We start from the raw sequence: 25,465 nt of genomic DNA on the forward strand, positions 1-25,465 counted from the left end.
TACCACTCTTTGAACCCCATCCCCTTAATGCGGGAGGGGGCGTTGTGCCAGGGTTACTGTCCTGATTTCACCGGATGATCGGGCTTCTTGTCGTTACCGGCGATGTACGGGCTCCACGGCTGGGCGCGAACCGGCTGTTCGGTCTGCCACACCACGTTGAACTGCCCGTTATCTTCGATTTCGCCAATCATCACCGGTTTGTGCAGATGGTGGTTGGTTTTATCCATGGTCAGGGTGTAGCCATCCGGCGCGACGAAAGTCTGCCCGGCCATCGCGGCGCGCACTTTATCTACCTCGGTAGTGCCGGCTTTCTCTGCCGCCTGTGCCCACATATGAATGCCAACATAGGTAGCTTCCATCGGATCATTGGTCACCACGGTGTCGGCATGCGGCAACTTACGTGCTTTGGCCCAGGCGCGATAATCGGCGACGAATTTGGCGTTGGTGGGGTTATCCAGCGACTGGAAGTAGTTCCAGGCGGCCAGGTTTCCGACCAGTGGTTTAGTGTCGATGCCGCGTAACTCCTCTTCACCGACCGAAAACGCGACAACCGGCACGTCGGTAGCTTTAATTCCCTGATTCGCCAGCTCTTTGTAGAAAGGCACATTGGAATCGCCGTTAATGGTCGAGACCACCGCAGTTTTGCCGCCCGCTGAGAATTTTTTGATATCGGCAACAATGGTCTGATAATCGCTGTAACCAAACGGCGTATAGACCTCTTTGATATCCTCGTCCTTAATACCTTTGCTGTGCAGGAAGGCGCGCAGAATCTTGTTGGTGGTGCGCGGATAAACATAATCGGTGCCGAGCAGGAAGAAGCGCTTCGCTTCGCCGCCGTCTTCACTCATCAGGTATTCCACCGCCGGAATCGCCTGCTGATTCGGTGCCGCGCCGGTATAGAACACATTTGGCGACATCTCTTCACCTTCATACTGCACCGGATAGAACAGCAGGCCGTTCAGCTCCTCAAACACCGGCAGTACCGATTTGCGCGATACCGACGTCCAGCAGCCAAACACCACCGCCGCTTTATCCTGTGTCAGTAACTGGCGTGCTTTTTCTGCAAAAAGTGGCCAGTTTGAGGCCGGATCAACTACCACCGGTTCCAGCTGTTTGCCCAGCACACCGCCTTTGGCGTTGATTTCATCAATCGCCATCAAGGCGACATCTTTCAGCGGCGTTTCCGATATCGCCATGGTGCCGGAGAGAGAGTGCATGATGCCGACTTTAATCGTCTCTGCCGCCTGAGCTGCCCATGCCATCCCCATGCTGACTACCGTGGCGGAAAGTGCGAATGCTTTTAACAGTGAACGTCTTTTCATCTCACAAAACCCTTATAAAGTAGTGGTTAGAATTATTCTGGTGATGCGGTTTGCCGCCTGGCCTGCTGAAGCATATGTAAGGTGATTTTCCTGACCTCGGCTTTACTGACTGAAATGTGAGCGGTCAGGATGCGTTGCGCCTCCTCGGTTTGTTGGGTTAACACCGCCAGCAAAATGGCGGCGTGCTCGCGATAAGTGGCATCAACCCGATCCTCACGGGTAAAGTCGAGGCGGCGAATAATGCGAATTTTTTCGGTTAATTCGGCATGAATGCGCGCCATTTCACTGTTACCTGCGGCACTGACCATTGCCATATGAAAGCTTTCATCATGCAGTGAGACGGCTTTTCCCTCTTCCAGCCGTGGCTGGTCGATCCAGAATGTTTTCAGATCCGCCAGCCGTTCCGCGCAGCGCCCCGGCGGCATTCCGCACAGGCGGCGCACCGCTTCGCGCTCCAGCACGATGCGCAAGTCATACAGTTCTTCGAAATATTCAAAATCGAACGGCCGCACCTGCCAGCCGCTGCGAAACCACACTTCGACATAGCCTTCACGTTCCAGCCAGAACAACGCCTGGCGCACCGGCGTGCGGCTGACCGCCATGCGTTGCGCGATCTCGCTTTCGCTAAAGCGGTCGCCTGGCATTAGACGAAAGTCGAAAATGTCATTTTTGATCGTCTGGTAAATACGCTCGGCCAGCACTTCCGGGCGACCTTTACCGCGCTTCTGGTGAAAGCTGGCCTGTTGCATCATTCGCTCCTTATTCCAGCCACAGCAGGGCGTCACCCGGGCTAACCGGACGACCAGGCTGGCAGGCAATACGCGTCACGCGACCTGCCTGCGGTGCATGAATTGCCAGTTCCATTTTCATCGCTTCGACGACAATCAGCGGCTGGCCTTCTGCCACTTCATCACCTGGTTTCACCAGTACTTTCCAGATATTGCCGTTCATATCGGCGCTGATCGGCAGCGCACCGTCATCGGCTGGTGGCGGGTAGAGATTCTCTTCGCTGGTCAGCGGCGCAGCTTCTCCTTCCTGCTGCCACAGGGAGACCTCAGCCTCAAAAGCACGGGCCTGATGCTGACGGAAATCGGTAATCGCCTGCGCATTGTTGGCAAGGAATTGCCGATGTTCGGCGAAATCAAACGTTGTCTGTTCGACAGCGATCTGGGCGCGGCCCTCGCGGAAATCTTCACGCAGCACGTCCAGTTCGGCTTCGCTGACCGGGTAGAAACGTACCTGATCAAAGAAGCGCAGCAGCCAGGGTTCACCGGCGGTAAACTGGTCGTTTTTCAGGAATTTATTCCAGATTGGCAGAGTGCGGCCCACCAGCTGATAGCCGCCGGGCGAATCCATGCCGTAGATGCACATATACATACCGCCGATGCCGACGGTGCCTTCAGCGGTGAAGGTTCGTGCCGGATTATATTTCGAGCTGAGCAGGCGATGGCGTGGATCGATCGGCACCGCGCACGGTGCGCCAAGATAGACATCGCCGAGTCCCAAAATCAGATAGCTGGCAGCAAATATCATCTCGCTGACCTGTTCACGGCGCGATAACCCGTTAATTCGCTGGATAAAATCAACATTATTTGGCAACCATGGCGCAGTGCTGCAAACCGTTTCCTGGTAACGTTCCACCGCGCTCAGCGTGGCGCCGTCTTCAAACGCCATCGGCAGCCAGACAATGCGTGACGGAACTTTCATCTCGCTGACATCGCCGAGTTGCTGTTCCAGCGTCAGCAGCATACTAATCAGCGGTTTCTGACCAAGAATCCGGCTGTCATAGCGAATTTGCAGCGAACGCACGCCCGGCGAAAGCTCTTCAATGCCCGGCTGCGCGCTGGCCTGAATGGCACTCATCAACAGGTGAACGCGCAGGCGTAGCGCCAGGTCCAGCACGTTGTCGCCATACTCAATCAGGACGTAGTTATCGCCAGCCTGACGATAAACCGCAGATGGGGTTGTGGCGGTAGCCTCAAGCGCCGCCAGCAGAGTGGCCGACCCCTGGGTGGTCTCTGCCAGCGAGGGCAGGGCAAACGTGGGCAAAGCCGTTGGCGCTAAACGTTCGACTGAGCTGGTCTGGGCTTTTTCCAGCGCCAGCGCTTCTTCGATGCTAATCGGATGAAAACGAATACGATCGCCGGGTTTCACCTGGCCCACTTTCCACAGTTCTGCTTTGGCGATAGTCACCGGGCAGACAAAGCCGCCGAGGCTCGGCCCGTCACGCGTCAGGATCACAGGAAAGTCGCCGGTAAAGTTCACCGCGCCGATGGCGTATTCACAGTCGTGTACGTTTGATGGATGCAGACCGGCTTCGCCGCCGTTGGCACGTGCCCAGATCGGTTTCGGCCCTACCAGGCGCACGCCAAGGCGGTTAGAGTTGTAGTGCACCTGCCATTCGCTGGCAAAGAATTCGTCGATGGAGGCGTGGCTGAAGAAGTCTGGTGCACCGTGCGGCCCGTACAGCACGCCGATGCGCCATTCATCACCATATTCCGGCACCAGTGCAGGATCCATTGCTTGCGGCTCGCTGACCGGCGCTGGCGTGGTGCAGGCATCCAGCTCTGGCTGTGAAATGGCCAGCATATCGGCGACACGCAGCGTGCGCCCGGCATGGCCGCCAAACTGACCGAGCGCGAAAGTAGAACGACTGCCGAGATATTCCGGCACATCAAAACCATTGCGTACCGCCAGATAGGTGCGGCAACCGTTCTGCGCACGGCCAAGCGTCAGGGTTTGCCCGGCTTTTATCGTCAGCGGTTGCCAGAAATCAACCGCCATACCGTCGATATCAGCAGGGCAGGCGGCACCGGTCAGGGCAATAATGCTATCGCTGTGAAAGCGCAGCGTCGGGCCTTGCAGAGTAAATTCCAGCCCGGCGGCTTCTTCAGCATTGCCGACAATGCGGTTCGCCAGGCGGAAAGAGAAATCATCCATTGGGCCAGATGGCGGCACGCCGATATCCCAGTAGCCGAGGCGGCCGGGATAGTCCTGAATGCTGCTCCAGGTGCCTGGCTGTATGACTTCAACCACTCTGGCTTGCGGGGTAAAACTGTCCAGCATGCGGGTCCAGACATTTCCGGCGCGAAACGCTTCGGTGGCAATAATCTGACGCAGATAGTCGAGATTGGTGGCAATGCCGTGCAGTCGGGTTTCATTCAGCGCTTGCTGCATTTTTGCCAGCGCTGCTGCGCGGTTGTCGGCGTGGACGATCAATTTGGCGATCATCGGATCGTAGAAGGCGGAAACCTCGGTGCCGGTGCTGATCCAGCCGTCGACGCGCACATCCTGCGGAAAGCAGACTTCGGTTAACACGCCCGGACTGGGCAGAAAGTTTTTTAACGGATCTTCGGCGTAAATACGCACTTCCAGCGACGCCCCTTGCGGCGCAGCGCTCATCGCCTGCCAGTCGAGTGGATCACCGGCGGCCACGCGCAGCATGCACTCCACCAGATCCAGCCCGGTCACGCATTCGGTAACCGGATGCTCGACCTGCAAACGCGTGTTCACTTCCAGAAAGAAAAATTCATCGCGTTCGGCATCGTAGATATATTCCACCGTACCGGCACTGCGATAGTTCACGAGTTCCCCCAGTTTAACTGCTGAGTCGAGCAGCGCGGCGCGGGTAGACTGCGGCAAATTAGGGGCCGGAGTCTCTTCCACCACTTTCTGATTGCGGCGCTGCAGCGAGCAGTCGCGTTCACCCAGCGCGATCACCCGACCTTTGCCATCGCCAAAGATCTGCACTTCAACGTGGCGGGCGCGATCAATGCAGCGCTCAAGAAATACCCCAGCATCACTGAAAAACTGTTCGCCAAGCCGGCGTACGCTTTCCCACGCGGCGCTCAACGCCGCGGCGTCGGCGCAGCGGGTCAGGCCGATGCCACCACCGCCAGCGGTGCTTTTCAACATCACCGGATAGCCAATTCGGTCGGCGGCGCTCAGCGCTTCCTGCAGCGAAGCGAGTAATGGCGTACCGGGCGTCATCGGTACGCCAGCGGCGGCCGCCAGTTCACGCGCGCGATGCTTCAGGCCAAACTCACCAATTTGCTCGGCGGTGGGGCCAACAAAAGCGATACCGGCCGTTTCGCAGGCCTCAGCAAACGGCAGGCTTTCCGACAGGAAGCCGTAGCCCGGCCAGATCGCTTCACTGCCGGTCTGCTGTGCGGCAGCAAGAATTTTATCTATGCGCAGATAGCTGTCGCCCGGCTTATCGCCACCGAGGGCGATAGCGATATCCGCATCTTTCACGTGCTGTGCATTTTTATCGGCAGCGGAATAGACCGCGACGCTGGTCATCCCCAGACGTTTCAGCGTGCTGATAGCACGGCAGGCAATTTCGCCACGGTTAGCCACCAGAACGGTTTTAAACATGGGTTGTCTCCTTGCGCGCCAGCCAGTTACGCCAGCCACCAAACTCGGTGATTTCCGTGGCGTCGTTGAGCGCCGCCGGTTCACAAATAAAGCCCTTCACTGACCGGCCATCAGCCAGCGTCAGGGTGCCGATACCCAGAGGGGCAGGAATTTCTGCAACAAATTCGCCAAAGCGCGCCAGCGGGATATCCCACAGCTCGACGGTAATCGCTTTGCCACCCTCCGCCTTCGCCAGGCCGGGCTTTGGCGGCTGGGTATTCGTCAGCGCCCAGAGGCGATAGCAGGCCGCAGTTTGCGTCTCTTCCACCAGCACCGCGTGACGCGTGGTTAACTGATGATTGAGCGGCATACCGCTGAGATGAGCACCGACCACCGCTACCCGCACATGCCGCGCGGAATCGGGCAGGGAGAGGTGATGGGCAGGCTGAGGTTTTCCGGTGGCGCCCAGCGTCAGCGCTTGCTGCTGCTGCCAGCGCTGTCCAAAGGTTGCCAGCGCCCGATCGTGCCAGGCGGGCGCGATCAGCGTGATGCCTGCTGGCAGGCCATCGGCGCGAAACGGGCCTGGCAGCGCCAGTGCCGAGAGGTCGGCGAGATTGGTAAAGTTGGTGTAGGTGCCAAACTGTGAGTTGTAGCGCACCGGCTCCTGCTTCATCTCTTCGAGGGTATGAATGGTCGGTGACGTGGGTACAACCAAAGCATCAAACTGGCTCAGGGTTTGCTGAATCTGGCGTGTCAGTTCGGCCCGCTGGTATTCGGCTTTAAAGGTCTCCACCGCGCTGTATTTCTCGCCGCTGGCGACGATGTCATATACCACCGGATCCATATTTTCCGGATGTTGCAGCATTTCGCCGACGGCTACGGTGCGTTCTGCCACCCAGGGGCCGTCGTAGAGCTGGTCGGCCAACTGGTGAAAAGCGGTAAAATCGATCGGATGCAGGCTGGCCCCGGTCGCGCGCAGCGCCGCCAGCGCCGTTTCCCAGGCGGCTTCGGCCTGCCGATCGCCAAAGAAAGTTGGGCTGGCCGGAATGGCGAAGCGCGCAGCGGCGGGCATGGCTGCTGGTGCCAGCGCCGGATTGCGGCGCGAATAGGCATCGCTTTCGTCATAGCCGCCTGCGATATCCGCAACTGTCCACGCATCTTCCACCGTCAGTGCAAAGACGGAAATGGTGTCATTAAGGCGGCAGGCGGGAACCACGCCGCTGGCGGAGAGCCAGCCTTTGGTCGGCTTCAGCCCGACCACATTGTTAAAACCAGCGGGTACGCGCCCCGATCCGGCGGTATCCGTGCCGAGTGAAAATCCTACCAGACCGCGGGCCAGCACCGAGGCCGAGCCGGAGCTGGAGCCGCCGCTGACGTAAGCCGCATCGAAGGTGTTGGGAACGGCGCCAAACGGCGAACGGCAGCCAACCAGTCCAGTGGCGTACTGGTCAAGATTGGTTTTGCCCAACACCACCGCACCGGCGGCTTTCAGGCGGGCAACGGCAACGGCATCGGTTTCTGCCTGATAAGTAAACGCCGGACAGGCAGCTGAGGTTGGCCAGCCGGCGACATCAATATTGTCTTTAACCGCAAACGGCACGCCAAACAGTGGCAAAGCGGCGGGGTCTTTGCGATAAGCCGCCAGCAGCGGCGCGATCTGTGCGTGCAGTTGCGCCGGAGTCGCCAGACAGAGCCAGGCGGTATCGTCGGTGGACAGCGTTGCCAGCAGATTTTCCAGCGTGTCGCTGATGGCTTCAGCATCGTGCTGATAGTGTTGCTGCCACTGCTGCAGCGTAAACCCTGTGATTGATGTCATAGTCTGAATTCCATCTGGTATACAAGATGGAATTCAACAGAGCAAAGCGCGTGCCAAAATTTAACTCATTAAATTTTATGGCTTTAATAAGTGAAGTGTTGTGAGGGTGCACGTTATCTGAGCATGGGTTGAGCAAAAATGGGGCGGGGGATTTGCGGAGCGTTATATCGTAGGGGGGTATGCAGAGTGCGAATCATTGATTTGGGCGGCGAGAACGCCGCCCTGGTGATACTTATGCTTTACGCCATTTCCGGGTCAGCGGTTTTTCAATCTCAACGATGATAAATACCATCGCTGCGACCAGTAACGGCACGATCCAGAACAGCACGGGCAGTGGGGTAGTACCAAACAGACGGTTCATCAGTGGCAGATAGATAATCGCCGCCTGTAACAGCACCAGCACGCCGGTGACCAGCCAGATTCCACGATTGCGCAGCACGCCAGCCGTCAGTGAGAAGCCATCGGTTTTACGACAGTTCAGCATATAGGCCCACTGTGCGGTGACCAGCGTCTGCAACAGCACGGTACGGATAAACTCGGCGCTGTAACCGCGTGGCTGCAACCAGGCTTCCAGCGCGAAGGCGCTGATGGCAATCAGCGTGCCGACAAACGCCACGCGCCAGACCGCATAACCATCCATTACGTGCTGACGCGCATTGCGCGGTGGGCGACGCATGGCATTCTTCTCTGCCGCTTCAAATGCCAGACCGAAGGAGAGAGTGGCGGAAGTGGCCATATTCATCCATAAAATCTGTACCGGCGTCAGCGGCAGCAGGTTGCCCATCAGCATGGCGATAATAATCAACAGACCCTGCGCCAGGTTGGTTGGCATAATAAACAGGATGGTTTTTTTCAGGTTGTCGTAAACGCGACGCCCTTCTTTTACTGCATTGGCAATGGTGGCGAAGTTGTCGTCGGTCAGAACCATGTCCGCCGCCTCTTTCGTAACTTCAGTACCTTTGATTCCCATCGCAATGCCAACATCCGCCTGCTTCAGCGCCGGTGCGTCATTGACCCCGTCACCGGTCATGCCAACAATTTCATTGCGGCTTTGCAGCGCTTTCACCAGGCGCAGTTTATGCTCCGGGCTGGTACGGGCAAAGATGTCATACTGCTGGGCGGCGTCGGCCAGCTGTTCGTCATCCATATGCTCCAGCGCGTAGCCGGTCAGCGCGCGACTACCGTCGCCGATACCCAGCATACGGCCAATCGCCATCGCGGTTTCCTGATGGTCACCGGTGATCATTTTGACGCGAATCCCGGCCTGATGGCATTCAGCAATCGCGGTCACCGCTTCCGGACGTGGTGGATCCATCATGCCGGCAATGCCAACAAACACCATCTCTACGCCCAGAGCTTCATGACTCAGCGTCTGACGCGCATCCACTTTACGGCTGGCCGCTGCGACCATACGCAAACCCTCGCGTGCATAGCGGGCAATTTCGGCTTCCCAGTGGGCGATGTTTAACGGCTCGATACCGTTTTCACTCAGCTGGTAGCGGCAGTGCTTCATCAGCACATCCGGTGCGCCGGTCATCAGTAAGTTGGTCGCCGCGCCGATCTGGTGCAGCGTCGCCATGTATTTCCATTCTGAGTCGAACGGGATTTTATCCAGCTGGGCACAGGGCTGCGGTGGCAGGCTGACTTTTCCCGCCAGCACTTTTAACGCGCCGCCGGTTGGCCCACCGGTAATGCCCCAATGGCCCTGTTCATCTTTAAATACGGTGCTTTCGTTACACAGGTCGATGACCCGCAAGAAGTGGCTGAGAACGGCATTCTGCGTTGCATCGATGACCACATCGTCATGTTCTGCAAGAATGTTGCCGGTTGGCTGGTAGCTGTTACCTTCCACGCGGAAGTTTTTATCAGCGAGGATGACCGCTTTCACCGTCATCTCATTCATGGTCAGCGTACCGGTTTTATCGGAGCAGACCACCGTCATTGCGCCCAGCGTTTCGACGGTTGGCAGTTTACGAATAATGGCTTTTTTACCTGCCATCGCCTGCACGCCCAGTGACAGGATGATCGAGATAATTGCCGGCAAGCCTTCCGGCACCGCCGCGACCGCCAGGCCAATCAAGGACAGCAGCAGTTCACCCATTGGCATATCGCGTAACAGCAGCATAAACACAAACAGTGCGGCCATCATCGCCAGGATAATGGCGAAAATTGCTTTGCCCAGTTTATCCATCTGCACCAGTAGCGGGGTGCGATGCTGTTTGATATCGGCCATCATATGATTGATTTTACCCAGCTCGGTATCCGCGCCAGTTGCAATCACCACGCCTTTACCGCTGCCTGCGCTGATGGTGGTACCAGAAAACACCAGGTTATAGCGATCGCCAATCATCACTTCGTCATCAATTGCGGCGGTCTGTTTGGTCACGGCAATGGATTCGCCGGTCAGGATCGCTTCCTCGATTCTCAGGTTATGGGCTTCCAGTAACCGGATATCGGCCGGAATGCGGTCACCGGCACGCAGTACCACCACATCACCCGGCACCAGCGTGCTGGCATCAACCGTTACCAGCGTATCGTTTCGCAACACCTGGGCCGATGCGGAGAGCATATTTTCGATACTTTTCAGCGATTTCTCTGCATTGCTTTCCTGTACAAAGCCAATCATTGCATTGATCACCGCCACGCCGATGATGACGGCGGTATCCACCCAGTGGCCCATGACGGCCGTTAACACCGCCGCAGCCAACAGGACATAGATCAGTACGTCATTGAAATGAGCAAGAAAGCGCATCAGTGCATTTTTACCGGCGCGCGCCGGTAACTGGTTCGGGCCATGTTCCATCAGGCGCTGGTGGGCTTCGTTGGCGCTCAGCCCGCTCTCGCGGCTCTTCTGCGCCTCGAGCGTCTCTTCACTGCTGAGCTGATACCAACGGGTTTCGTTGGTGGGAGGTATTTTGCTCATCGTTTTTCTCCAGTAAGCAGGCGTTGTTCTCCAGTGGAAAATTCTGCCAGATCGAAATTTAAAAAAATTCGCTGCCGGAACTTATTAAGCAATTGGTTTTCTTGTGCTGTATCGATTGATAATTGCAGTATATTGAAAGCCAGTTGTTTAATGAGCCGGGGTGTGGCGCAAGGATGCCCTGTTATTAGCTGGCATAATTTGATCAAGATTAATAATTGGTTACATCGTTAATGTCAGCATAGTGGTGTTTAAGCGCGGTTCAGGCAGTTTTTGCTAATGTGATAGCTATCCAGGATTAATTTTCGAGGGTGTACTGATGAAAAAAAGTAAGCAGATAAGCGCAGTACGTATGACATTGATTATTCTCTGCGGATTAATCCTCGCCAGCGCGGTCGGCATGATTATCTTCGAGATTGCCGAGCGTCTTTGATCTTTGCTGCGGCCTGATGGTAAAAATTTGTTTGAGTCATGGCGTTAAGCGATATGCCTGGTTAGCATGAAAAGGCTATACCCTTCCGGTGTATAATTTTTTCAACAATCGGCTTAAGAGAGGCGCTAACGTGGTAAAGGTCATGGCGGACAAGTGGCAGTACTGGATTGTTGGAGCCTGTCTGACAGTTATGGCTGGCAGTGTGCAAGCCGATTCATTAGATGCGCAGCGCCAGCGCTATCAGCAAATTAAACAAGCCTGGGACAATAAGCAGATGGATACCGTGGAGCAACTGATGCCCACGCTGCGTGATTACCCGCTTTACCCTTACCTTGAATATCGCCAGCTGTCGCAAAACCTGAATCAGGAAACCAGCATGGCGGTCAGCAATTTTATTAAGCAGCACCCGACGCTGCCGCCGGTGCGCTCACTCTCTTCCCGTTTCGTCAATGAACTGGCCCGACGCGAGGACTGGCGCGGCCTGCTGGCTTTCAGCCCCGAAGCACCAAAACCGGTTTCCGCCCGCTGTAACTGGTACTACGCCAGGTGGGCCACTGGCCAGCAGCAGGTGGCTTACACCGGAGCGAAAGAGATCTGGCTGACCGGAAGCTCGCTGCCTGCAACCTGCGATAAACTGTTCTCCGTCTGGCAGGGTGCCGGTGAACAGACGCCCATCACCACGCTGGAACGCATCCGTCTGGCGATGATCGCCGGTAATACCAGCCTGGTGAACTATCTCGCGAAGCAGCTGCCGTCCGACTATCAGACCATGGCCAATGCGGTTATGGATCTGCAAAACAATCCTGCCAGCGTCGAATCATTTGCCCGCGCGGTCGGGCCGACTGACTTTACCCGCCAGGCAACGTCGATTGCCTTCGCCAGCGTGGCGAGGCAGGATGCGGAAAATGCCCGGGCGATGATCCCGTCGCTGGTTCGCCTGCAAAAGATGAGCGAGCAGGAAAAGCAGGATCTGGATGAAGCCGTCGCCTGGCGTCTGATGGGCAATGACATCACCTCAGAACAGGCGCGCTGGCGCGACAATGTGGTGATGCGCAGCGGCTCCACCTCGCTGATTGAACGCCGGGTGCGTATGGCACTGGGTAATAACGATCGCCGCGGGCTGAACACCTGGCTGGCTCGTCTGCCGGTGGAAGATAAACAGAAAGATGAGTGGCAATACTGGCAGGCTGATCTGCTGATTGAGCAAGGACGAAAAGAAGAGGCCGATGGCATTCTGCAGAAACTGATGCAGGAGCGAGGATTCTATCCGATGGTTGCCGCACAGCGCCTCGGCGTTGAGTATCCGCTGCGGGTGGATAAAGCGCCACGTCCTGAGGGTAGCCTGCTGCAGGGCAATGCCATTGCGCGGGTGCGTGAGCTGATGTACTGGAATATGGACAATCTGGCGCGCACCGAATGGGCCTATCTGGTCGCCAGTAAAACCTCTTCCGAACAGCAGATGCTGGCGCGTTACGCTTTCGAGCAGGACTGGTGGGATCTGAGCGTGCAGGCCACCATCAGCGGAAAATTATGGAATCATCTGGAAGAGCGTTTCCCGCTGGCGTGGAACGATCAGTTTAAGCGCTTTACCCAGGACAAGCAGATTCCACAGAGCTACGCGATGGCCATTGCCCGGCAGGAGAGCGCATGGAATCCGAAAGCCGGTTCACCGGTCGGTGCTTCTGGCCTGATGCAGATTATGCCCGCCACTGCTCAGCATACCGTGAAGCTGTACAGTATTCCGGGCTATGTAAACAGCAGTCAGCTGCTCGATCCGCAGACCAATATTCAGATCGGCACTCAGTATCTTGAGCATGTCTACCAGCAGTTTGATCAGAACCGCATATTCGCTTCGGCGGCCTATAATGCCGGGCCTTCGCGGGTAAAAACCTGGCTGGGCAACAGCGCCGGTCGGCTGGATGCAGTGGCGTTTATTGAAACCATTCCGTTCTCGGAAACGCGCGGTTATGTGAAGAACGTGCTGGCATATGATGCTTACTATCGCCACTTTATGAGTAAGTCAGACAAAATCCTCTCTGACAGTGAGTGGCAGCGCCGTTATTGAGTGTGCTATTCTTCCGTACTCGCTAATGAGTACGGAAGAGCCTTTATGACGTCACAATCCCCAATCCCGGTTACTGAAGAACCGCACAATGCCGAGTGGCTGCGTTTTGTGACGCTGATGCAACGCGCGTTTGCCGACAATCTGCATATGCCGCTGTTGCAGCTGATGATGACGCCCGATGAGCGCGAGTCTTACGGTACCCGGTTGCGGATTATTGAAGAGTTAATGCGCGGGGAGATGAGCCAGCGCGAGCTGAAATCCGAACTGGGTGCCGGTATCGCCACTATTACGCGTGGATCAAACAGTCTGAAAGCTGCGCCGCCAGTGCTGAAAACCTGGCTGGAGACGCAGTTACTTAATGGTTCAGATAAGGTCTGAGTCGTCCGGCTTGATCTGATAGATATCGTTATGAAACGGGCAGAGCGCCAGAATCAGTGCCTGATGATAAACGCTGGTGCGCGTCAGTAAGCCATGGGTGAATGCACCAATTGCCCCGCCTTTATGCTTAATATTATCAATGCCGGTCAGGCGTGCCATCTCATCGCCCAGTTCACGACCTTCATGGATACCTTTCATCACTATCGGCGGCAGGGTAAAGCTGGCAGAACGCGATTCGCCCCGCTGTTTTTGATCCTCAACGACCATCCATGCAAAGGCGCTGGTCTCTTCGATTCCCGCTTCAATCGCCACCCAGAAGTCAGCTTCTGGTCTGACCTGTCGGGCGTTCATCACCCGCTGACGTGCGCCAGTTCTCGTTTCTGTATTTGTAACTGGCTGCGCAGCTACGCCACTGTCGACCTCAACACCTTCGATATGGCAGGATCCCTCTCCGAAAACATCGCTGAACGCCTGAGAAATCGCGCTAATTTTTGCCGGATTGGTGGTTGCAGCGACAACATGGTACATAATTGTTTGAACCCTCTACGCAAATTTGTCGCAGTATAACGGAAAAACTACATGTTACAGGTCTATCTTGTTCGCCACGGGGAAACGGTCTGGAATGCAGCACGCCGCATTCAGGGACAATCGGATAGCGCGCTGACTGCCAAAGGTGAGCAGCAGGCTTTTCAGGTCGCAGAGCGCGTCAAGTCATTAGGAATTACGCATGTCATTGCCAGTGATTTGGGCCGCACGCGACGTACAGCCGAGATTATTGCTGACGCCTGCGGTTGCGACGTAATTCTCGATCCTCGCCTGCGCGAGCTGAATATGGGCGTGCTCGAGCAGCGTCCTTTAGATGAGCTGACCGCCGAGGAAGAGAGCTGGCGCAAGGCGCTGGTTGATGGCACCGAAAATGGCCGTATTCCGCAGGGAGAGTCGATGGCAGAGCTGGCGTCGCGCATGCATGAAGCGCTGAATGCCTGCCTTGAGCTGCCGGAAGGAAGTCGGCCACTGCTGGTCAGCCACGGTATGGCGCTGGGCGCGCTGGTCAGTACGATTCTGGGCCTGTCGCCCAGTGCTGAGCGTCGGTTACGCTTACGTAACTGCTCGATCTCTCGTGTCGATCATCAACAGAGTGCCTGGCTGGCATCCGGCTGGATTGTTGAAACCGCGGGGGATGTATCACATCTTGATGCGCCGGCACTGGATGAGCAACAGCGCTGACATTTGACGGTTGGGCGGCGAAAATGTAACGCCGCCCTTATCGATCAGGCCTGGCGCCGAATCGGAATCAGATAATCACAGCGGATCTCGCTTGGCGGATCCTGGCGCTTCTTACCACCGTGGGTATGGAATCGTTCAATATCCTGACCCTGACGACGCGTCAGCCCCAGCGTTGGCATACAGGTGCCGTAAATCAGCAGAATAAACTCCTGCAGATCGCCGGTCGGGCCGTGGTAGCTGAACTGTACATAATCACCGGCTTCCAGCAGTACCGTTTGGGCAGACTGCATGGTCTGCGTCAGCTGCTCAGAAGTGACTGCGGTGGTGTAAAGGATTTCCTGCTCATCATCTTTTTCCTGACTTGGACGCGACTGATGCAGACCGTACAGCATCGGTGGAACCGTGTCGGTTTCAGTCAGGAACTGACGCCAGAAATGGATGCGCATTTCATCACGGAAGCGGGAAATCTGCTCCAGCGTGCAGGTATAACTTTGCGTCTGGCCAACCAGCACGGTTTCCGGCAGCGTGACATAGGTCGCTTCCGGTAGCTGGAAATCGCCGAGGCGAATCGGTGGACGAATACCGAAAGAGTTCCAGTCAGATGCGCGACGATAGTAGGCCGGAGTCTGAGCAAACTGCTTCTTAAAGGCGCGAGTAAAGGTTTGCTGAGAATCAAACCGGTACTGCAGAGCAATATCCAGAATCGGACGGCTGGTCAGACGTAAGGCGACTGCGGCTTTCGACAAACGGCGTGCGCGGATATAAGCGCCAATCGCATGACCGGTCACTTCCTTGAACATGCGTTGCAGATGCCATTTGGAATAACCTGCTTTTGCAGCCACATTGTCCAGCGATAATGGTTGATCCAGATGGCTCTCCAGCCAGACAAGCAAATCGCGAATGATACCGGCTTGGTCCATAAAACGTCCTCTTCGTACTCTAATGTTGGCGCAGGGAAAGCAAAGTCGATGAATAATAGCACTAAATGCCCAGGAAACCGTGGCGGTTTTATTAGTCAGAATGTGCTATATCAATGCAAATTGGCGACAGGATGTAAATTTAGCGGGTGAATGCAAAACCCATTCCTGAGTTTACCTTACAATCTCATCTATTACTCAAGCAATGGTAACGTAATGATAATAAAAGCACGGTTATTAGTAACAGCAGTTATTTTTTCGGCCTTTACCGCTCAGGCAGAGGTAGTGGGCTCAGTCGATACGGTGTTTAAGGTGTTTGGGCCGGACCATAAAATCATCGTTGAGGCCTTCGATGATCCTGACGTAAAAAATGTAACCTGTTATATCAGTCGGGCAAAAACCGGCGGAATTAAAGGTGGACTGGGTCTGGCGGAGGATACCGCAGATGCGGCGATTTCCTGTCAGCAGGTAGGGCCGGTAACGCTGAGTGACAAAATTGCGCAGGGTAAAGCCGAAGGGGACGTGGTATTTAAGAAGCGGACATCGCTGGTGTTTAAGAAACTTCAGGTGGTGCGCTTCTACGATCAGAAACGTCATGCGCTGATCTATCTGAGCTACTCCGACAAAGTGGTCGAAGGTTCCCCGAAAAACGCATTAAGCGCGGTGCCTATTATGCCGTGGAAGGAATAACGTCGCGGTAAAAATTCCGCTAGGCGTTAAGGGAGCCGTTTTTGGCTCCCGGCCTGATGGTATGCAGAGTGCAAACCTTTGACATGGACGGCGGTGACGCCGTCCCAGGGGTTAATCGTGCAGCTCACCACAGAAACGATAGCCTTCGCCATGAATGGTGGCGATGATTTCTGGCGTATCCGGTGTGGATTCGAAATGTTTACGGATGCGACGAATAGTCACGTCGACAGTACGGTCGTGCGGCTTCAGTTCGCGGCCGGTCATCTTCTTCAGCAGATCGCCACGGGTCTGAATTTTGCCCGGATTTTCGCAAAAGTGCAGCATGGCGCGGAATTCACTGCGCGGCAACTTGTACTGTTCGCCATTTGGGCTGACCAGTGAGCGGCTGTTGATATCCAGCTCCCAGCCGTTGAACTTGTAGCTCTCAACCAGCTTACGTTCGTCGCTGCTGACCGCCAGATTCATGGTACGGGACAGCAGATTACGCGCACGAATAGTCAGTTCGCGTGGATTAAACGGTTTAGTGATGTAGTCATCAGCACCAATTTCTAAACCGAGAATCTTGTCGACTTCGTTATCGCGGCCCGTCAGGAACATCAGCGCAACGTTAGCCTGCTCGCGCAGTTCACGCGCCAGCAACAAGCCATTTTTACCCGGCAGATTAATATCCATAATCACCAGATTTACGTCGTTATCGGTCAGCACCTGGTGCATTTCAGCGCCATCCGTAGCTTCATATACCATGTAGCCTTCGGCCTCAAAAATACTTTTGAGAGTATTACGAGTCACTAGTTCGTCTTCAACGATAAGTATGTGCGGGGTCTGCATGTGTTCGCTACCTAAAATTGCCAACAAAATCGAAACAGGACGTACAACCATTAATAAGCCCTTCATCAAGGGTTTTAATCGAAGTACAGAATTATGTTCTTGATGCACTATCCATCAACGTCAACAACATTGTCAGCTCAGCCATAAGGATGAATCCTGCATGCCCCGGCGGTGCCCTAACGCTGACTATCCTAACTGCATTAACAGCAACATAACAGCAACGAGCACAACCGATAAGCATTAAAACAACGCTTCGTTGACTTATATCAAATCCAATTGTAGCACGTTAACACTTTTGTGAAAAACTCTTCACAGAATGCCAGCTTAGCTCACAAATATAGGCGAATTCGCAACGATTCAGCGACAAAATTTGAAACCGTCCAATTTTGTCTGGCTGTGAATTTTAATGCCTTGATAAATATTAATTAATTGTTAATGATTTGAATTAATTAGTGATTAAGCACTCTGCGGTGAATAAACCCTAACCTCAGGTAATTTATCAGTGTAATTTAAGCTTGTTATTTAATTGTTAAATTAAGCGGAACTGTTATTTAACATGCTGTCGTGTCAGAGTATCTGCCTCTGGTGATGTAACATTTAAGGCTGTCATGCTGTTTCCTCTGATTCTGGTCTCTCCTGCCCGTGCAGAAAATATCGGTGCCGCTGCGCGCGCGATGAAAACTATGGGCTTTAGCGAGTTGCGTATTGTGCAAAGTCAGGCTTATCTTGAGCCAGCCGCGCGCTGGGTGGCACACGGTGCCGGTGAGATTCTTGATAATGTCACTCATTTTAACTCGCTGGCCGAGGCGCTGGCGGATATCGATTTCTCGGTCGCGACCACCGCGCGCAGCCGTGCCAAATTTCGCTATTACGCTACGCCACCGCAAGTGCAGGAGATCCTGCAAGAGAAGATGCAGTGGGTAAACAGTATGGCGCTGGTGTTTGGCCGTGAGGACAGCGGCCTGACGAATGAAGAGCTGGAGCTGGTCGATTTACTCACCGGCATCCCGATGGCAAATGATTATCCCTCGCTGAATCTCGGCCAGGCGGTGATGGTGTATTGCTATCAACTGTCGGCGTTACGCCAGCTGGCAACTGAACGGCCAGCGGTCGCCGACGCACAGCAACTGAGCGCACTGCGTCAGCGTATTGAGCAGTTGTTAGTGAAGCTGAAGGTCGACGACGATCAGAAGCTGGCAGACTGGCTGCACCAGCGCACCGGCCTGCTGGAGCAGCGCGACAGCGCAATGTTGCATCGCCTGCTGCACGATATTGAAAAAAACTTATCACGCTGAAAAAAAACGCCAGATAAAAATTCGGTGTGATCGGCTTTTGCTGGTGTGACTCACCAGCAAAATTATCAGCGGTAAAAGATCCGCACTGGCAAGTGTCAATTCGCACCGGCAGCGTGCGGTAAAGCCAGCCGGTGAATGTGGATAAAAAAATTGACTTAGCCAGCAGTTTGCTTTACTTCTGGAGTCAGACAGACATTAAAAGACAGACAGACGATAAATCTCAATGCGTAAAATCAGCCTGAACACCACAATTATTATTACCACCACCATTACCACAGGTAACGGTGCGGGCTGACGCATAAAGAAAAAAACAAAAAAGAAGCCCGCACCTAAACAGTGCGGGCTTTTTTTTCGGCGTAAATTCAGGAGAGTTTTAAAATGCGAGTGCTGAAATTCGGCGGGACCTCAGTGGCAAATGCGGACAGATTTATGCGCGTTGCCGATATTCTGGAGAGCAATGCACAGCAGGGACAGGTCGCGACGGTGCTTTCTGCCCCGGCTAAAATTACTAATCATCTGGTGGCGATGATTGAAAAAACCATCAGTGGTCAGGATGCATCACCGAATATCAGCGACGCCGAGCGCATTTTCGCCGAACTGGTGCAGGGGCTGGCCGACGTGCAGCCGGGTTTTGCTCTCCAGCGAGTCAAAACTCTGGTAGAGCAGGAGTTCGCTCAGCTAAAGCAGGTACTGCACGGTATCAGCCTGCTGGGGCAGTGCCCGGACAGCGTCAACGCGGCGATTATCTGTCGTGGTGAAAAACTCTCAATCGCGATTATGGAAGCGCTGCTACAGGCGCGTGGCTACAGCGTGACGGTGATTGATCCGGTAGAAAAGTTGCTGGCAGTGGGTCACTACCTCGAGTCCACCGTTGATATTCCTGAATCTACCCGTCGTATTGTCGCCAGCCAGATCCCAGCCAACAATATGGTGCTGATGGCCGGCTTTACCGCCGGTAATGAGCGCGGTGAGCTGGTGGTGTTAGGGCGTAATGGTTCCGATTACTCGGCAGCGGTGCTGGCCGCCTGCCTGCGCGCCGACTGTTGCGAAATCTGGACCGATGTTGACGGCGTTTATACCTGTGATCCGCGCCAGGTTCCGGACGCACGGCTGCTGAAGTCGATGTCGTATCAGGAAGCCATGGAGCTTTCTTACTTCGGCGCTAAAGTTCTGCATCCCCGCACTATCACCCCCATCGCCCAGTTCCAGATCCCTTGCCTGATTAAAAATACCGCCAATCCCCAGGCACCCGGCACCTTAATTGGTGGCGATGGTGCGGATGAGGAAAATCCGGTGAAGGGCATCACCAACCTGAATAATATGGCGATGTTTAACGTCTCAGGTCCGGGCATGAAAGGGATGGTCGGGATGGCGGCACGGGTCTTCGCCGCGATGTCGCGCGCCGGAATTTCTGTGGTGCTGATCACTCAGTCTTCTTCGGAATACAGCATCAGTTTCTGCGTCTCGCAGCACGACCTGGCGCGAGCGCGCCGCGTGCTGGAGGACGAGTTCTTCCTGGAGTTAAAAGATGGCCTGCTGGAGCCGCTCGACGTGACCGAACAGCTGGCGGTCATCTCGGTAGTGGGCGATGGCATGCGCACCCTGCGCGGTATCTCAGCAAAATTCTTCTCGGCGCTGGCGCGTGCCAATATCAATATAGTGGCGATTGCCCAGGGCTCTTCCGAGCGCTCGATTTCAGTGGTGGTCAGCAACGAAGACGCCACCACCGGCGTGCGGGTCGTGCATCAGATGCTGTTCGCTACCGACCAGGTAATTGAGGTGTTTGTGGTTGGCGTCGGCGGCGTCGGCGGTGCTCTGATCGATCAGCTGTATCGCCAGCAGGCGTGGCTGAAGAAGAAACATATCGATCTGCGCGTCTGCGGTATCGCCAACTCGAAAGCGCTGCTGACTAATGTGCACGGTGTGGCATTAGAGAACTGGAAAGAGGCGTTGCAGGCGGCGAAAGAGCCATTCAGCCTGGAGCGCTTATCGCGACTGGCGAAAGAGTACCATCTGCTTAACCCGGTGATTGTTGACTGTACTTCCAGCCAGGCCGTGGCCGATCAGTATGCCGATTTTCTCGCCGACGGTTTCCACGTGGTGACGCCGAACAAAAAGGCCAATACCTCCTCGTGGAATTACTACCAGCAGATGCGCGCAGCGGCAGCGAAGTCGCGTCGTAAATTCCTCTATGACACTAACGTCGGGGCCGGCCTGCCGGTAATCGAAAACCTGCAAAATCTGCTGAACGCCGGTGACGAGCTGATTCGCTTCTCCGGCATTCTGTCGGGTTCGCTGTCGTTTATCTTTGGTAAGCTGGATGAAGGCGTTTCGCTGTCTGAAGCCACTAAACTGGCGCGTGAACTGGGCTTTACCGAGCCGGATCCGCGTGATGATCTTTCCGGAATGGATGTGGCGCGTAAGCTGCTGATCCTTGCCCGTGAGGCCGGTTATCAACTGGAACTGAGTGATATCGAGATTGAAGCAGTACTGCCGGACAGCCTGAACCAGATTGCCGACGTAGAGAGCTTTATGCAGCGTCTGCCAGAGCTGGATGAAGCCTTTGCCACCCGCGTGGCGGCAGCACGCGACGAAGGCAAGGTCTTACGCTTCGTTGGCGCGATTGAAGAAGGCGGCGTCTGTAAAGTGAAAATCGATGCGGTTGACGGTAACGACCCGCTGTATAAAGTTAAAAATGGTGAAAATGCGCTGGCGTTCTACAGCCGCTATTATCAGCCGATTCCGTTGGTACTGCGGGGTTATGGTGCCGGCAATGATGTGACGGCTGCCGGAGTCTTTGCCGATCTGTTACGCACGCTGTCGTGGAAGTTGGGAGTTTAATGATGGTAAAAATTTATGCACCGGCCTCGATTGGCAATGTCAGCGTCGGATTTGATGTGCTTGGCGCGGCGGTTTCGCCAGTCGACGGTTCGCTGCTTGGCGACTGCGTAACCGTTGAGGCTGCGGACAGCTTCAGTCTGGTCAATGAAGGTCGTTTCGTCAGTAAGCTGCCGACTAATCCAGAAGAGAACATCGTTTATCAGTGCTGGGCACGCTTCTGTGAGGCTATCGGTAAGCAAGTGCCGGTGGCGATGAAGCTGGAAAAAAACATGCCGATCGGTTCCGGGTTGGGTTCCAGCGCCTGTTCGGTGGTGGCTGGCCTGATGGCGATGAATGAGCACTGCGGTAAACCGCTAAATGATACCGAACTGCTGGCACTGATGGGCGAGCTGGAAGGGCGGATTTCCGGCAGCGTACACTACGACAACGTTGCTCCCTGCTTCCTTGGCGGGTTGCAGCTGATGCTGGAAGAGAACGGCATTATCAGTCAGGAAGTGCCAGGCTTTGACGACTGGCTGTGGGTAATGGCTTATCCGGGTATTAAAGTTTCGACGGCGGAAGCGCGGGCAATTTTACCGGCGCAGTATCGCAAAGAGGACTGCATTAAGCATGGTCGCTACCTGGCGGGCTTTATCCATGCCTGCCACAGCCAGCAACCGCAGCTGGCGGCGAAACTGATGAAGGATGTGATTGCCGAACCGTACCGCACTAAGCTGTTGCCGGGCTTTGCCGAAGCACGCCAGGCGGCACAGGATATTGGCGCGCTGGCCTGCGGCATTTCCGGCTCCGGCCCAACGCTGTTTGCCGTCTGCGATAAGACGGACACCGCGCAGCGCATGGCGGACTGGCTCAGCCAGCACTATCTACAGAATGATGAAGGCTTCGTACATATTTGCCGTTTAGACACGGCAGGCGCACGTAAATTGGGATAACGCATGAAACTGTATAACCTTAAGGATCACAACGAGCAGGTCAGCTTTGCCCAGGCGGTAAAGCAGGGTTTGGGTAAACAGCAAGGGCTGTTTTTTCCACTGGAGCTGCCTGAGTTTGAACTGACTGATATCGATGAAATGCTGAAGCTGGATTTTGTGACCCGCAGCAGCAAAATTCTCTCGGCATTTATCGGCGATGAAATTGAGCCACACCAGCTGCAGGAGCGCGTAAAGCAGGCGTTTGCCTTTCCGGCACCGGTAGTGAAAGTCAGCGATGATATTTCGGCGCTGGAGCTGTTTCACGGCCCGACGCTGGCATTTAAAGACTTCGGCGGCCGTTTTATGGCGCAGATGCTCTCTTATATCAGCGGTGCCGATGAGCAGATTACCATTCTGACCGCAACCTCCGGTGACACCGGTGCGGCGGTAGCCCATGCGTTTTACGGTATGGAAAATGTCCGCGTCGTCATCCTCTATCCGCAGGGCAAAATCAGTCCGCTGCAGGAGAAATTATTCTGTACGCTGGGCGGCAATATCGAAACTATCGCCATTGATGGTGATTTCGACGCCTGCCAGTCACTGGTCAAACAGGCCTTCGATGATGAAGAGCTTAAGCGCGCGATTGGTCTTAACTCTGCCAACTCCATTAATATCAGCCGTTTACTGGCGCAGATTTGCTACTACTTTGAAGCCGCTGCGCAACTGACACAAGAGCAGCGTAACCAGCTGGTGATCTCGGTGCCAAGCGGTAACTTTGGCGATCTGACCGCTGGCCTGCTGGCGAAATCACTCGGCCTGCCGGTGAAGCGTTTTATCGCCGCGACCAATGCCAACGATACCGTTCCTCGCTTCCTCAACAGCGGTGAGTGGCAGCCAAATGCGACGGTGGCGACGCTGTCCAATGCCATGGATGTCAGCCAGCCTAACAACTGGCCGCGCGTCGAAGAGCTGTTCCGTCGTAAAACCTGGCGTTTACAGGATCTTGCAACCGGTGCGGTAAGTGATGAAACCACTAAAGCTACCATGCGCGAGCTGGACGCCATCGGCTACGTATCTGAGCCACATGCGGCAATTGCCTATCGTCTGCTGCGCGATCAGCTGCAGGATGGCGAGTTTGGCCTGTTCCTCGGCACGGCGCATCCGGCTAAGTTTAAAGAGAGCGTTGAAGAGATTCTGGATAAGTCGCTGCCGCTGCCGCCAGAACTGGCAGAGCGTGCCGATCTGGATCTGCTTTCCCATGAGATGAAAGCTGACTTTGCTGAGCTGCGGGCATTTTTGCTGAAGGCGTAAATCCGTCTTTTAACATTTACTCAGTATTAACGCGCAGGCGTCAGTTATCACGCCTGCGCCAGCAAATCTTACTGCTGCTCGTGGCGCTTAAACACCAGTTCATCCTCTGAACTTGATTCGACATCAAAGAAGTAACCTTCAAGGTCAAACTTTTTCAGCTGGGCTGGTTTGGTCAGTCGCTGTTGAATAATATAGCGACTCATCAGGCCGCGCGCCTTTTTGGCGTAAAAACTGATCACTTTAAACTTGCCGTTTTTCTCGTCGAGAAACACCGGCTTGATAATCCGGCCATTGAGTTTTTTCGGCTTCACCGCTTTGAAATACTCATCGGAAGCCAGATTGATCAGTACCTCATCGCCCTGTTCGGCCAGTGCCTGATTCAGCGCTTCGGTCAGGGTATCGCCCCAGAAACTGTAGAGATTGGCTCCCGCCGGGTTTTCCAGCTTGATCCCCATTTCCAGACGATATGCCTGCATTAAGTCGAGCGGGCGCAGCAGGCCATACAGGCCGGAAAGCATACGCAGATGCTGCTGGGCGAAATCGAAATCTTTTTTGCTGAAATCTTCTGCCTGCAGGCCGGTATAAACATCGCCTTTAAACGCCAGAATCGCCTGACGCGCATTGTCGAGCGAGAAGGGCGGCTGCCAGTCGTTAAAACGCTGGGCATTCAGTTCGGCCAGCTTATCGCTGATATGCATCAACGAACCAATTTGCGCCGGTGAAAGCTTGCGCGCCACATCAATTAACTGCTGTGATTTGTCCAGCAGTGCGGGTTGGCTGAACTGTTTAGTTGCCAGCGGACTGTCAAAATCCAGCGTTTTAGCCGGAGAGATAACCATCAACATATATTCTATTCCTGACAGTGATTCACAAGGATATCATCTGTTTGGTTGCTATTCCGATACGGTAACTGTAGCAAAAAAGCCATAAGGACAGGCAAATCATTGCTATTCGTGCTGGCTATGTTTTTACCGGTAACCTTACCTTGCGCGACGAAGGACAAGTGATATTATCGACCACAGACTTTTTCACACCCTGACAGTCTAACTTGATGAGAATGACAACTATGACGGACAAACTTACTTCCTTACGTCAGCTGACTACCGTGGTTGCTGACACCGGCGATATCGCAGCGATGAAGCTGTATCAGCCGCAGGATGCTACCACCAACCCTTCTCTGATTCTGAACGCCGCGCAAATCCCTGAATACCGTAAACTGATCGATGAAGCGATCGCCTGGGCGCGCGAGCAGAGCAGCGATAAAGAACAGCAGATCCAGTTCACCTCTGACAAACTGGCAGTGAATATCGGTCTGGAAATCCTGAAGCTGATCCCTGGCCGTATCTCGACTGAAGTTGATGCTCGTCTTTCTTACGACACCGAAGCCAGCATCGCTAAAGCGCGTAGCCTGATCAAACTGTACAACGATGCAGGTATCAGCAACGACCGTATTCTGATTAAACTGGCGTCAACCTGGCAGGGTATCCGTGCCGCTGAGCAGCTGGAAAAAGAAGGCATCAACTGTAACCTGACGCTGCTGTTCTCCTTTGCGCAGGCGCGTGCTTGTGCCGAAGCGGGCGTATTCCTGATTTCTCCTTTCGTTGGTCGTATCCTCGACTGGTACAAAGCCAACACCGACAAGAAAGAGTACGCGCCAGCTGAAGATCCAGGCGTAGTTTCTGTTTCTGAAATTTATGAGTACTACAAGCAGCACGGTTACGAAACGGTAGTGATGGGCGCGAGCTTCCGTAACGCCGGTGAGATTCTGGAACTGGCCGGCTGTGACCGTCTGACCATTTCCCCGAACCTGCTGAAAGAGCTGGCGGAAAGCGAAGGCACCGTTGAGCGCAAGCTGTCTTACACCGGCGAAGTAAAAGCACGTCCGGCGAAAATGACCGAGTCTGAGTTCCTGTGGCAGCACAACCAGGATCCAATGGCGGTCGACAAACTGGCGCAGGGCATTCGCAACTTTGCCATCGACCAGGGCAAACTTGAGAAGATGATTGCCGACCTGCTGTAACGGCAATAACCGTGATCAGAACGCTGGTCACGGTTTCTGTTTTGTATCCCATCCCCGCTTCAATGTATTATCCTGCTAAGTAACACTCCTTTTTAAACCGCGCCGCTGCTGTTTTGCAGGCCGCGACTACGCAGC

General features: G+C 54.8%; 19 protein-coding genes and 1 other annotated feature. Of the genes, 10 read left to right on the forward strand and 9 right to left on the reverse strand.

What is annotated here, in order from left to right:
• Positions 1-53: 53 nt before the first annotated feature.
• From urtA to RIN69_RS03490, 5 genes are all read right to left on the reverse strand, one after another.
• Complete coding sequence (gene urtA / locus RIN69_RS03470; protein ID WP_313855586.1) at positions 54-1,322, reverse strand: urea ABC transporter substrate-binding protein; 1,269 nt, start codon at positions 1,320-1,322, stop codon at positions 54-56.
• 32 nt (positions 1,323-1,354) lie between these two features.
• Entirely contained in the window at positions 1,355-2,071 is a 717-nt protein-coding gene (locus RIN69_RS03475; RefSeq protein ID WP_313857578.1) for a GntR family transcriptional regulator, read from the reverse strand.
• A 10-nt stretch (positions 2,072-2,081) separates the two neighbouring features.
• Positions 2,082-5,699, reverse strand: coding sequence for an urea carboxylase (gene uca, locus RIN69_RS03480; RefSeq protein ID WP_313855587.1), 3,618 nt, complete (start codon positions 5,697-5,699; stop codon positions 2,082-2,084).
• A complete protein-coding gene (gene atzF, locus RIN69_RS03485) occupies positions 5,692-7,494 on the reverse strand; it encodes an allophanate hydrolase (protein ID WP_313855589.1) in 1,803 nt (600 codons plus the stop codon). Before atzF ends, uca begins: the two co-directional genes overlap by 8 nt.
• A 232-nt stretch (positions 7,495-7,726) precedes the next feature.
• Positions 7,727-10,417 (reverse strand): cation-transporting P-type ATPase, encoded by a 2,691-nt coding sequence (locus RIN69_RS03490; protein WP_313855590.1) that lies wholly within the window; start codon positions 10,415-10,417, stop codon positions 7,727-7,729.
• 572 nt (positions 10,418-10,989) lie between these two features.
• Here RIN69_RS03490 and sltY point away from each other — a divergent pair.
• Together sltY and trpR are read left to right on the forward strand one after the other, a co-directional pair.
• The gene (sltY, locus tag RIN69_RS03495) at positions 10,990-12,912 is read left to right on the forward strand and encodes a murein transglycosylase (RefSeq protein WP_313855591.1); all 1,923 of its coding nucleotides are present in this window, start codon (positions 10,990-10,992) and stop codon (positions 12,910-12,912) included.
• 45 nt (positions 12,913-12,957) lie between these two features.
• On the forward strand, positions 12,958-13,290 hold the full coding sequence (gene trpR / locus RIN69_RS03500; RefSeq protein WP_313855593.1) for a trp operon repressor: 333 nt from the start codon (positions 12,958-12,960) through the stop codon (positions 13,288-13,290).
• On the opposite strand, the gene yjjX is transcribed toward trpR, so the two are convergent.
• Positions 13,276-13,818, reverse strand: a complete 543-nt coding sequence (gene yjjX, locus RIN69_RS03505) for an inosine/xanthosine triphosphatase (protein ID WP_313855595.1) — start codon at positions 13,816-13,818, stop codon at positions 13,276-13,278. The two genes, trpR and yjjX, sit on opposite strands and share 15 nt — an antisense overlap.
• A 51-nt stretch (positions 13,819-13,869) precedes the next feature.
• Here yjjX and gpmB point away from each other — a divergent pair, with 51 nt between their 5' ends.
• Positions 13,870-14,517 (forward strand): 2,3-diphosphoglycerate-dependent phosphoglycerate mutase GpmB, encoded by a 648-nt coding sequence (gpmB, locus tag RIN69_RS03510; RefSeq protein WP_313855597.1) that lies wholly within the window; start codon positions 13,870-13,872, stop codon positions 14,515-14,517.
• 44 nt (positions 14,518-14,561) lie between these two features.
• Here the strand turns inward: gpmB and robA are convergent, their stop codons facing one another.
• Positions 14,562-15,437 carry an MDR efflux pump AcrAB transcriptional activator RobA gene (gene robA / locus RIN69_RS03515; protein WP_313855599.1) on the reverse strand — a complete coding sequence of 292 codons (876 nt, stop codon included), beginning with the start codon at positions 15,435-15,437 and terminating at the stop codon, positions 14,562-14,564.
• Positions 15,438-15,650: 213 nt separating this feature from the next.
• Here robA and creA point away from each other — a divergent pair, with 213 nt between their 5' ends.
• The gene (creA, locus tag RIN69_RS03520) at positions 15,651-16,124 is read left to right on the forward strand and encodes a protein CreA (protein ID WP_313855601.1); all 474 of its coding nucleotides are present in this window, start codon (positions 15,651-15,653) and stop codon (positions 16,122-16,124) included.
• 111 nt (positions 16,125-16,235) lie between these two features.
• Here creA and arcA read toward each other — a convergent pair whose 3' ends face one another.
• Positions 16,236-16,952 carry a two-component system response regulator ArcA gene (gene arcA / locus RIN69_RS03525; protein ID WP_313857579.1) on the reverse strand — a complete coding sequence of 239 codons (717 nt, stop codon included), beginning with the start codon at positions 16,950-16,952 and terminating at the stop codon, positions 16,236-16,238.
• A gap of 608 nt (positions 16,953-17,560) precedes the next feature.
• Here arcA and RIN69_RS03530 point away from each other — a divergent pair.
• From RIN69_RS03530 to thrC, 5 genes are all read left to right on the forward strand, one after another.
• Positions 17,561-18,247 (forward strand): tRNA/rRNA methyltransferase, encoded by a 687-nt coding sequence (locus RIN69_RS03530; RefSeq protein WP_313855603.1) that lies wholly within the window; start codon positions 17,561-17,563, stop codon positions 18,245-18,247.
• 223 nt (positions 18,248-18,470) lie between these two features.
• A complete protein-coding gene (gene thrL, locus RIN69_RS03535; RefSeq protein WP_313857581.1) occupies positions 18,471-18,542 on the forward strand; it encodes a thr operon leader peptide in 72 nt (23 codons plus the stop codon).
• Positions 18,478-18,600 (forward strand) — a sequence feature (Thr leader region). (Overlaps the previous gene by 65 nt.)
• Positions 18,601-18,625: 25 nt before the next feature.
• Positions 18,626-21,088, forward strand: a complete 2,463-nt coding sequence (gene thrA / locus RIN69_RS03540; protein ID WP_313855605.1) for a bifunctional aspartate kinase/homoserine dehydrogenase I — start codon at positions 18,626-18,628, stop codon at positions 21,086-21,088.
• Positions 21,089-21,090: 2 nt separating this feature from the next.
• Positions 21,091-22,020 (forward strand): homoserine kinase, encoded by a 930-nt coding sequence (thrB, locus tag RIN69_RS03545; protein ID WP_313857584.1) that lies wholly within the window; start codon positions 21,091-21,093, stop codon positions 22,018-22,020.
• 3 nt (positions 22,021-22,023) lie between these two features.
• Positions 22,024-23,310, forward strand: coding sequence for a threonine synthase (gene thrC, locus RIN69_RS03550; protein WP_313855608.1), 1,287 nt, complete (start codon positions 22,024-22,026; stop codon positions 23,308-23,310).
• A gap of 68 nt (positions 23,311-23,378) precedes the next feature.
• Here thrC and yaaA read toward each other — a convergent pair whose 3' ends face one another.
• Positions 23,379-24,155: a peroxide stress protein YaaA gene (yaaA, locus tag RIN69_RS03555; RefSeq protein WP_313855611.1), complete on the reverse strand. Its 777-nt coding sequence runs from the start codon at positions 24,153-24,155 to the stop codon at positions 23,379-23,381.
• A 221-nt stretch (positions 24,156-24,376) separates the two neighbouring features.
• Here yaaA and tal point away from each other — a divergent pair, with 221 nt between their 5' ends.
• Entirely contained in the window at positions 24,377-25,330 is a 954-nt protein-coding gene (tal, locus tag RIN69_RS03560) for a transaldolase (protein ID WP_313855613.1), read from the forward strand.
• Positions 25,331-25,465 lie beyond the last annotated feature (135 nt).

The organism is Winslowiella toletana (assembly GCF_032164335.1).
In the GTDB taxonomy this organism is placed as follows: domain Bacteria; phylum Pseudomonadota; class Gammaproteobacteria; order Enterobacterales; family Enterobacteriaceae; genus Erwinia; species Erwinia toletana_A.

Bases quoted from the DNA above. Each gene is read 5' to 3' on its own strand.
- urtA (WP_313855586.1), bottom strand. From the start codon at position 1,322: ATGAAAAGACGTTCACTGTTAAAAGCATTCGCACTTTCCGCCACGGTA.
- RIN69_RS03475 (WP_313857578.1), bottom strand. From the start codon at position 2,071: ATGCAACAGGCCAGCTTTCACCAGAAGCGCGGTAAAGGTCGCCCGGAA.
- uca (WP_313855587.1), bottom strand. From the start codon at position 5,699: ATGTTTAAAACCGTTCTGGTGGCTAACCGTGGCGAAATTGCCTGCCGT.
- atzF (WP_313855589.1), bottom strand. From the start codon at position 7,494: ATGACATCAATCACAGGGTTTACGCTGCAGCAGTGGCAGCAACACTAT.
- RIN69_RS03490 (WP_313855590.1), bottom strand. From the start codon at position 10,417: ATGAGCAAAATACCTCCCACCAACGAAACCCGTTGGTATCAGCTCAGC.
- sltY (WP_313855591.1), top strand. From the start codon at position 10,990: ATGGCGGACAAGTGGCAGTACTGGATTGTTGGAGCCTGTCTGACAGTT.
- trpR (WP_313855593.1), top strand. From the start codon at position 12,958: ATGACGTCACAATCCCCAATCCCGGTTACTGAAGAACCGCACAATGCC.
- yjjX (WP_313855595.1), bottom strand. From the start codon at position 13,818: ATGTACCATGTTGTCGCTGCAACCACCAATCCGGCAAAAATTAGCGCG.
- gpmB (WP_313855597.1), top strand. From the start codon at position 13,870: ATGTTACAGGTCTATCTTGTTCGCCACGGGGAAACGGTCTGGAATGCA.
- robA (WP_313855599.1), bottom strand. From the start codon at position 15,437: ATGGACCAAGCCGGTATCATTCGCGATTTGCTTGTCTGGCTGGAGAGC.
- creA (WP_313855601.1), top strand. From the start codon at position 15,651: ATGATAATAAAAGCACGGTTATTAGTAACAGCAGTTATTTTTTCGGCC.
- arcA (WP_313857579.1), bottom strand. From the start codon at position 16,952: ATGCAGACCCCGCACATACTTATCGTTGAAGACGAACTAGTGACTCGT.
- RIN69_RS03530 (WP_313855603.1), top strand. From the start codon at position 17,561: ATGCTGTTTCCTCTGATTCTGGTCTCTCCTGCCCGTGCAGAAAATATC.
- thrA (WP_313855605.1), top strand. From the start codon at position 18,626: ATGCGAGTGCTGAAATTCGGCGGGACCTCAGTGGCAAATGCGGACAGA.
- thrB (WP_313857584.1), top strand. From the start codon at position 21,091: ATGGTAAAAATTTATGCACCGGCCTCGATTGGCAATGTCAGCGTCGGA.
- thrC (WP_313855608.1), top strand. From the start codon at position 22,024: ATGAAACTGTATAACCTTAAGGATCACAACGAGCAGGTCAGCTTTGCC.
- yaaA (WP_313855611.1), bottom strand. From the start codon at position 24,155: ATGTTGATGGTTATCTCTCCGGCTAAAACGCTGGATTTTGACAGTCCG.
- tal (WP_313855613.1), top strand. From the start codon at position 24,377: ATGACGGACAAACTTACTTCCTTACGTCAGCTGACTACCGTGGTTGCT.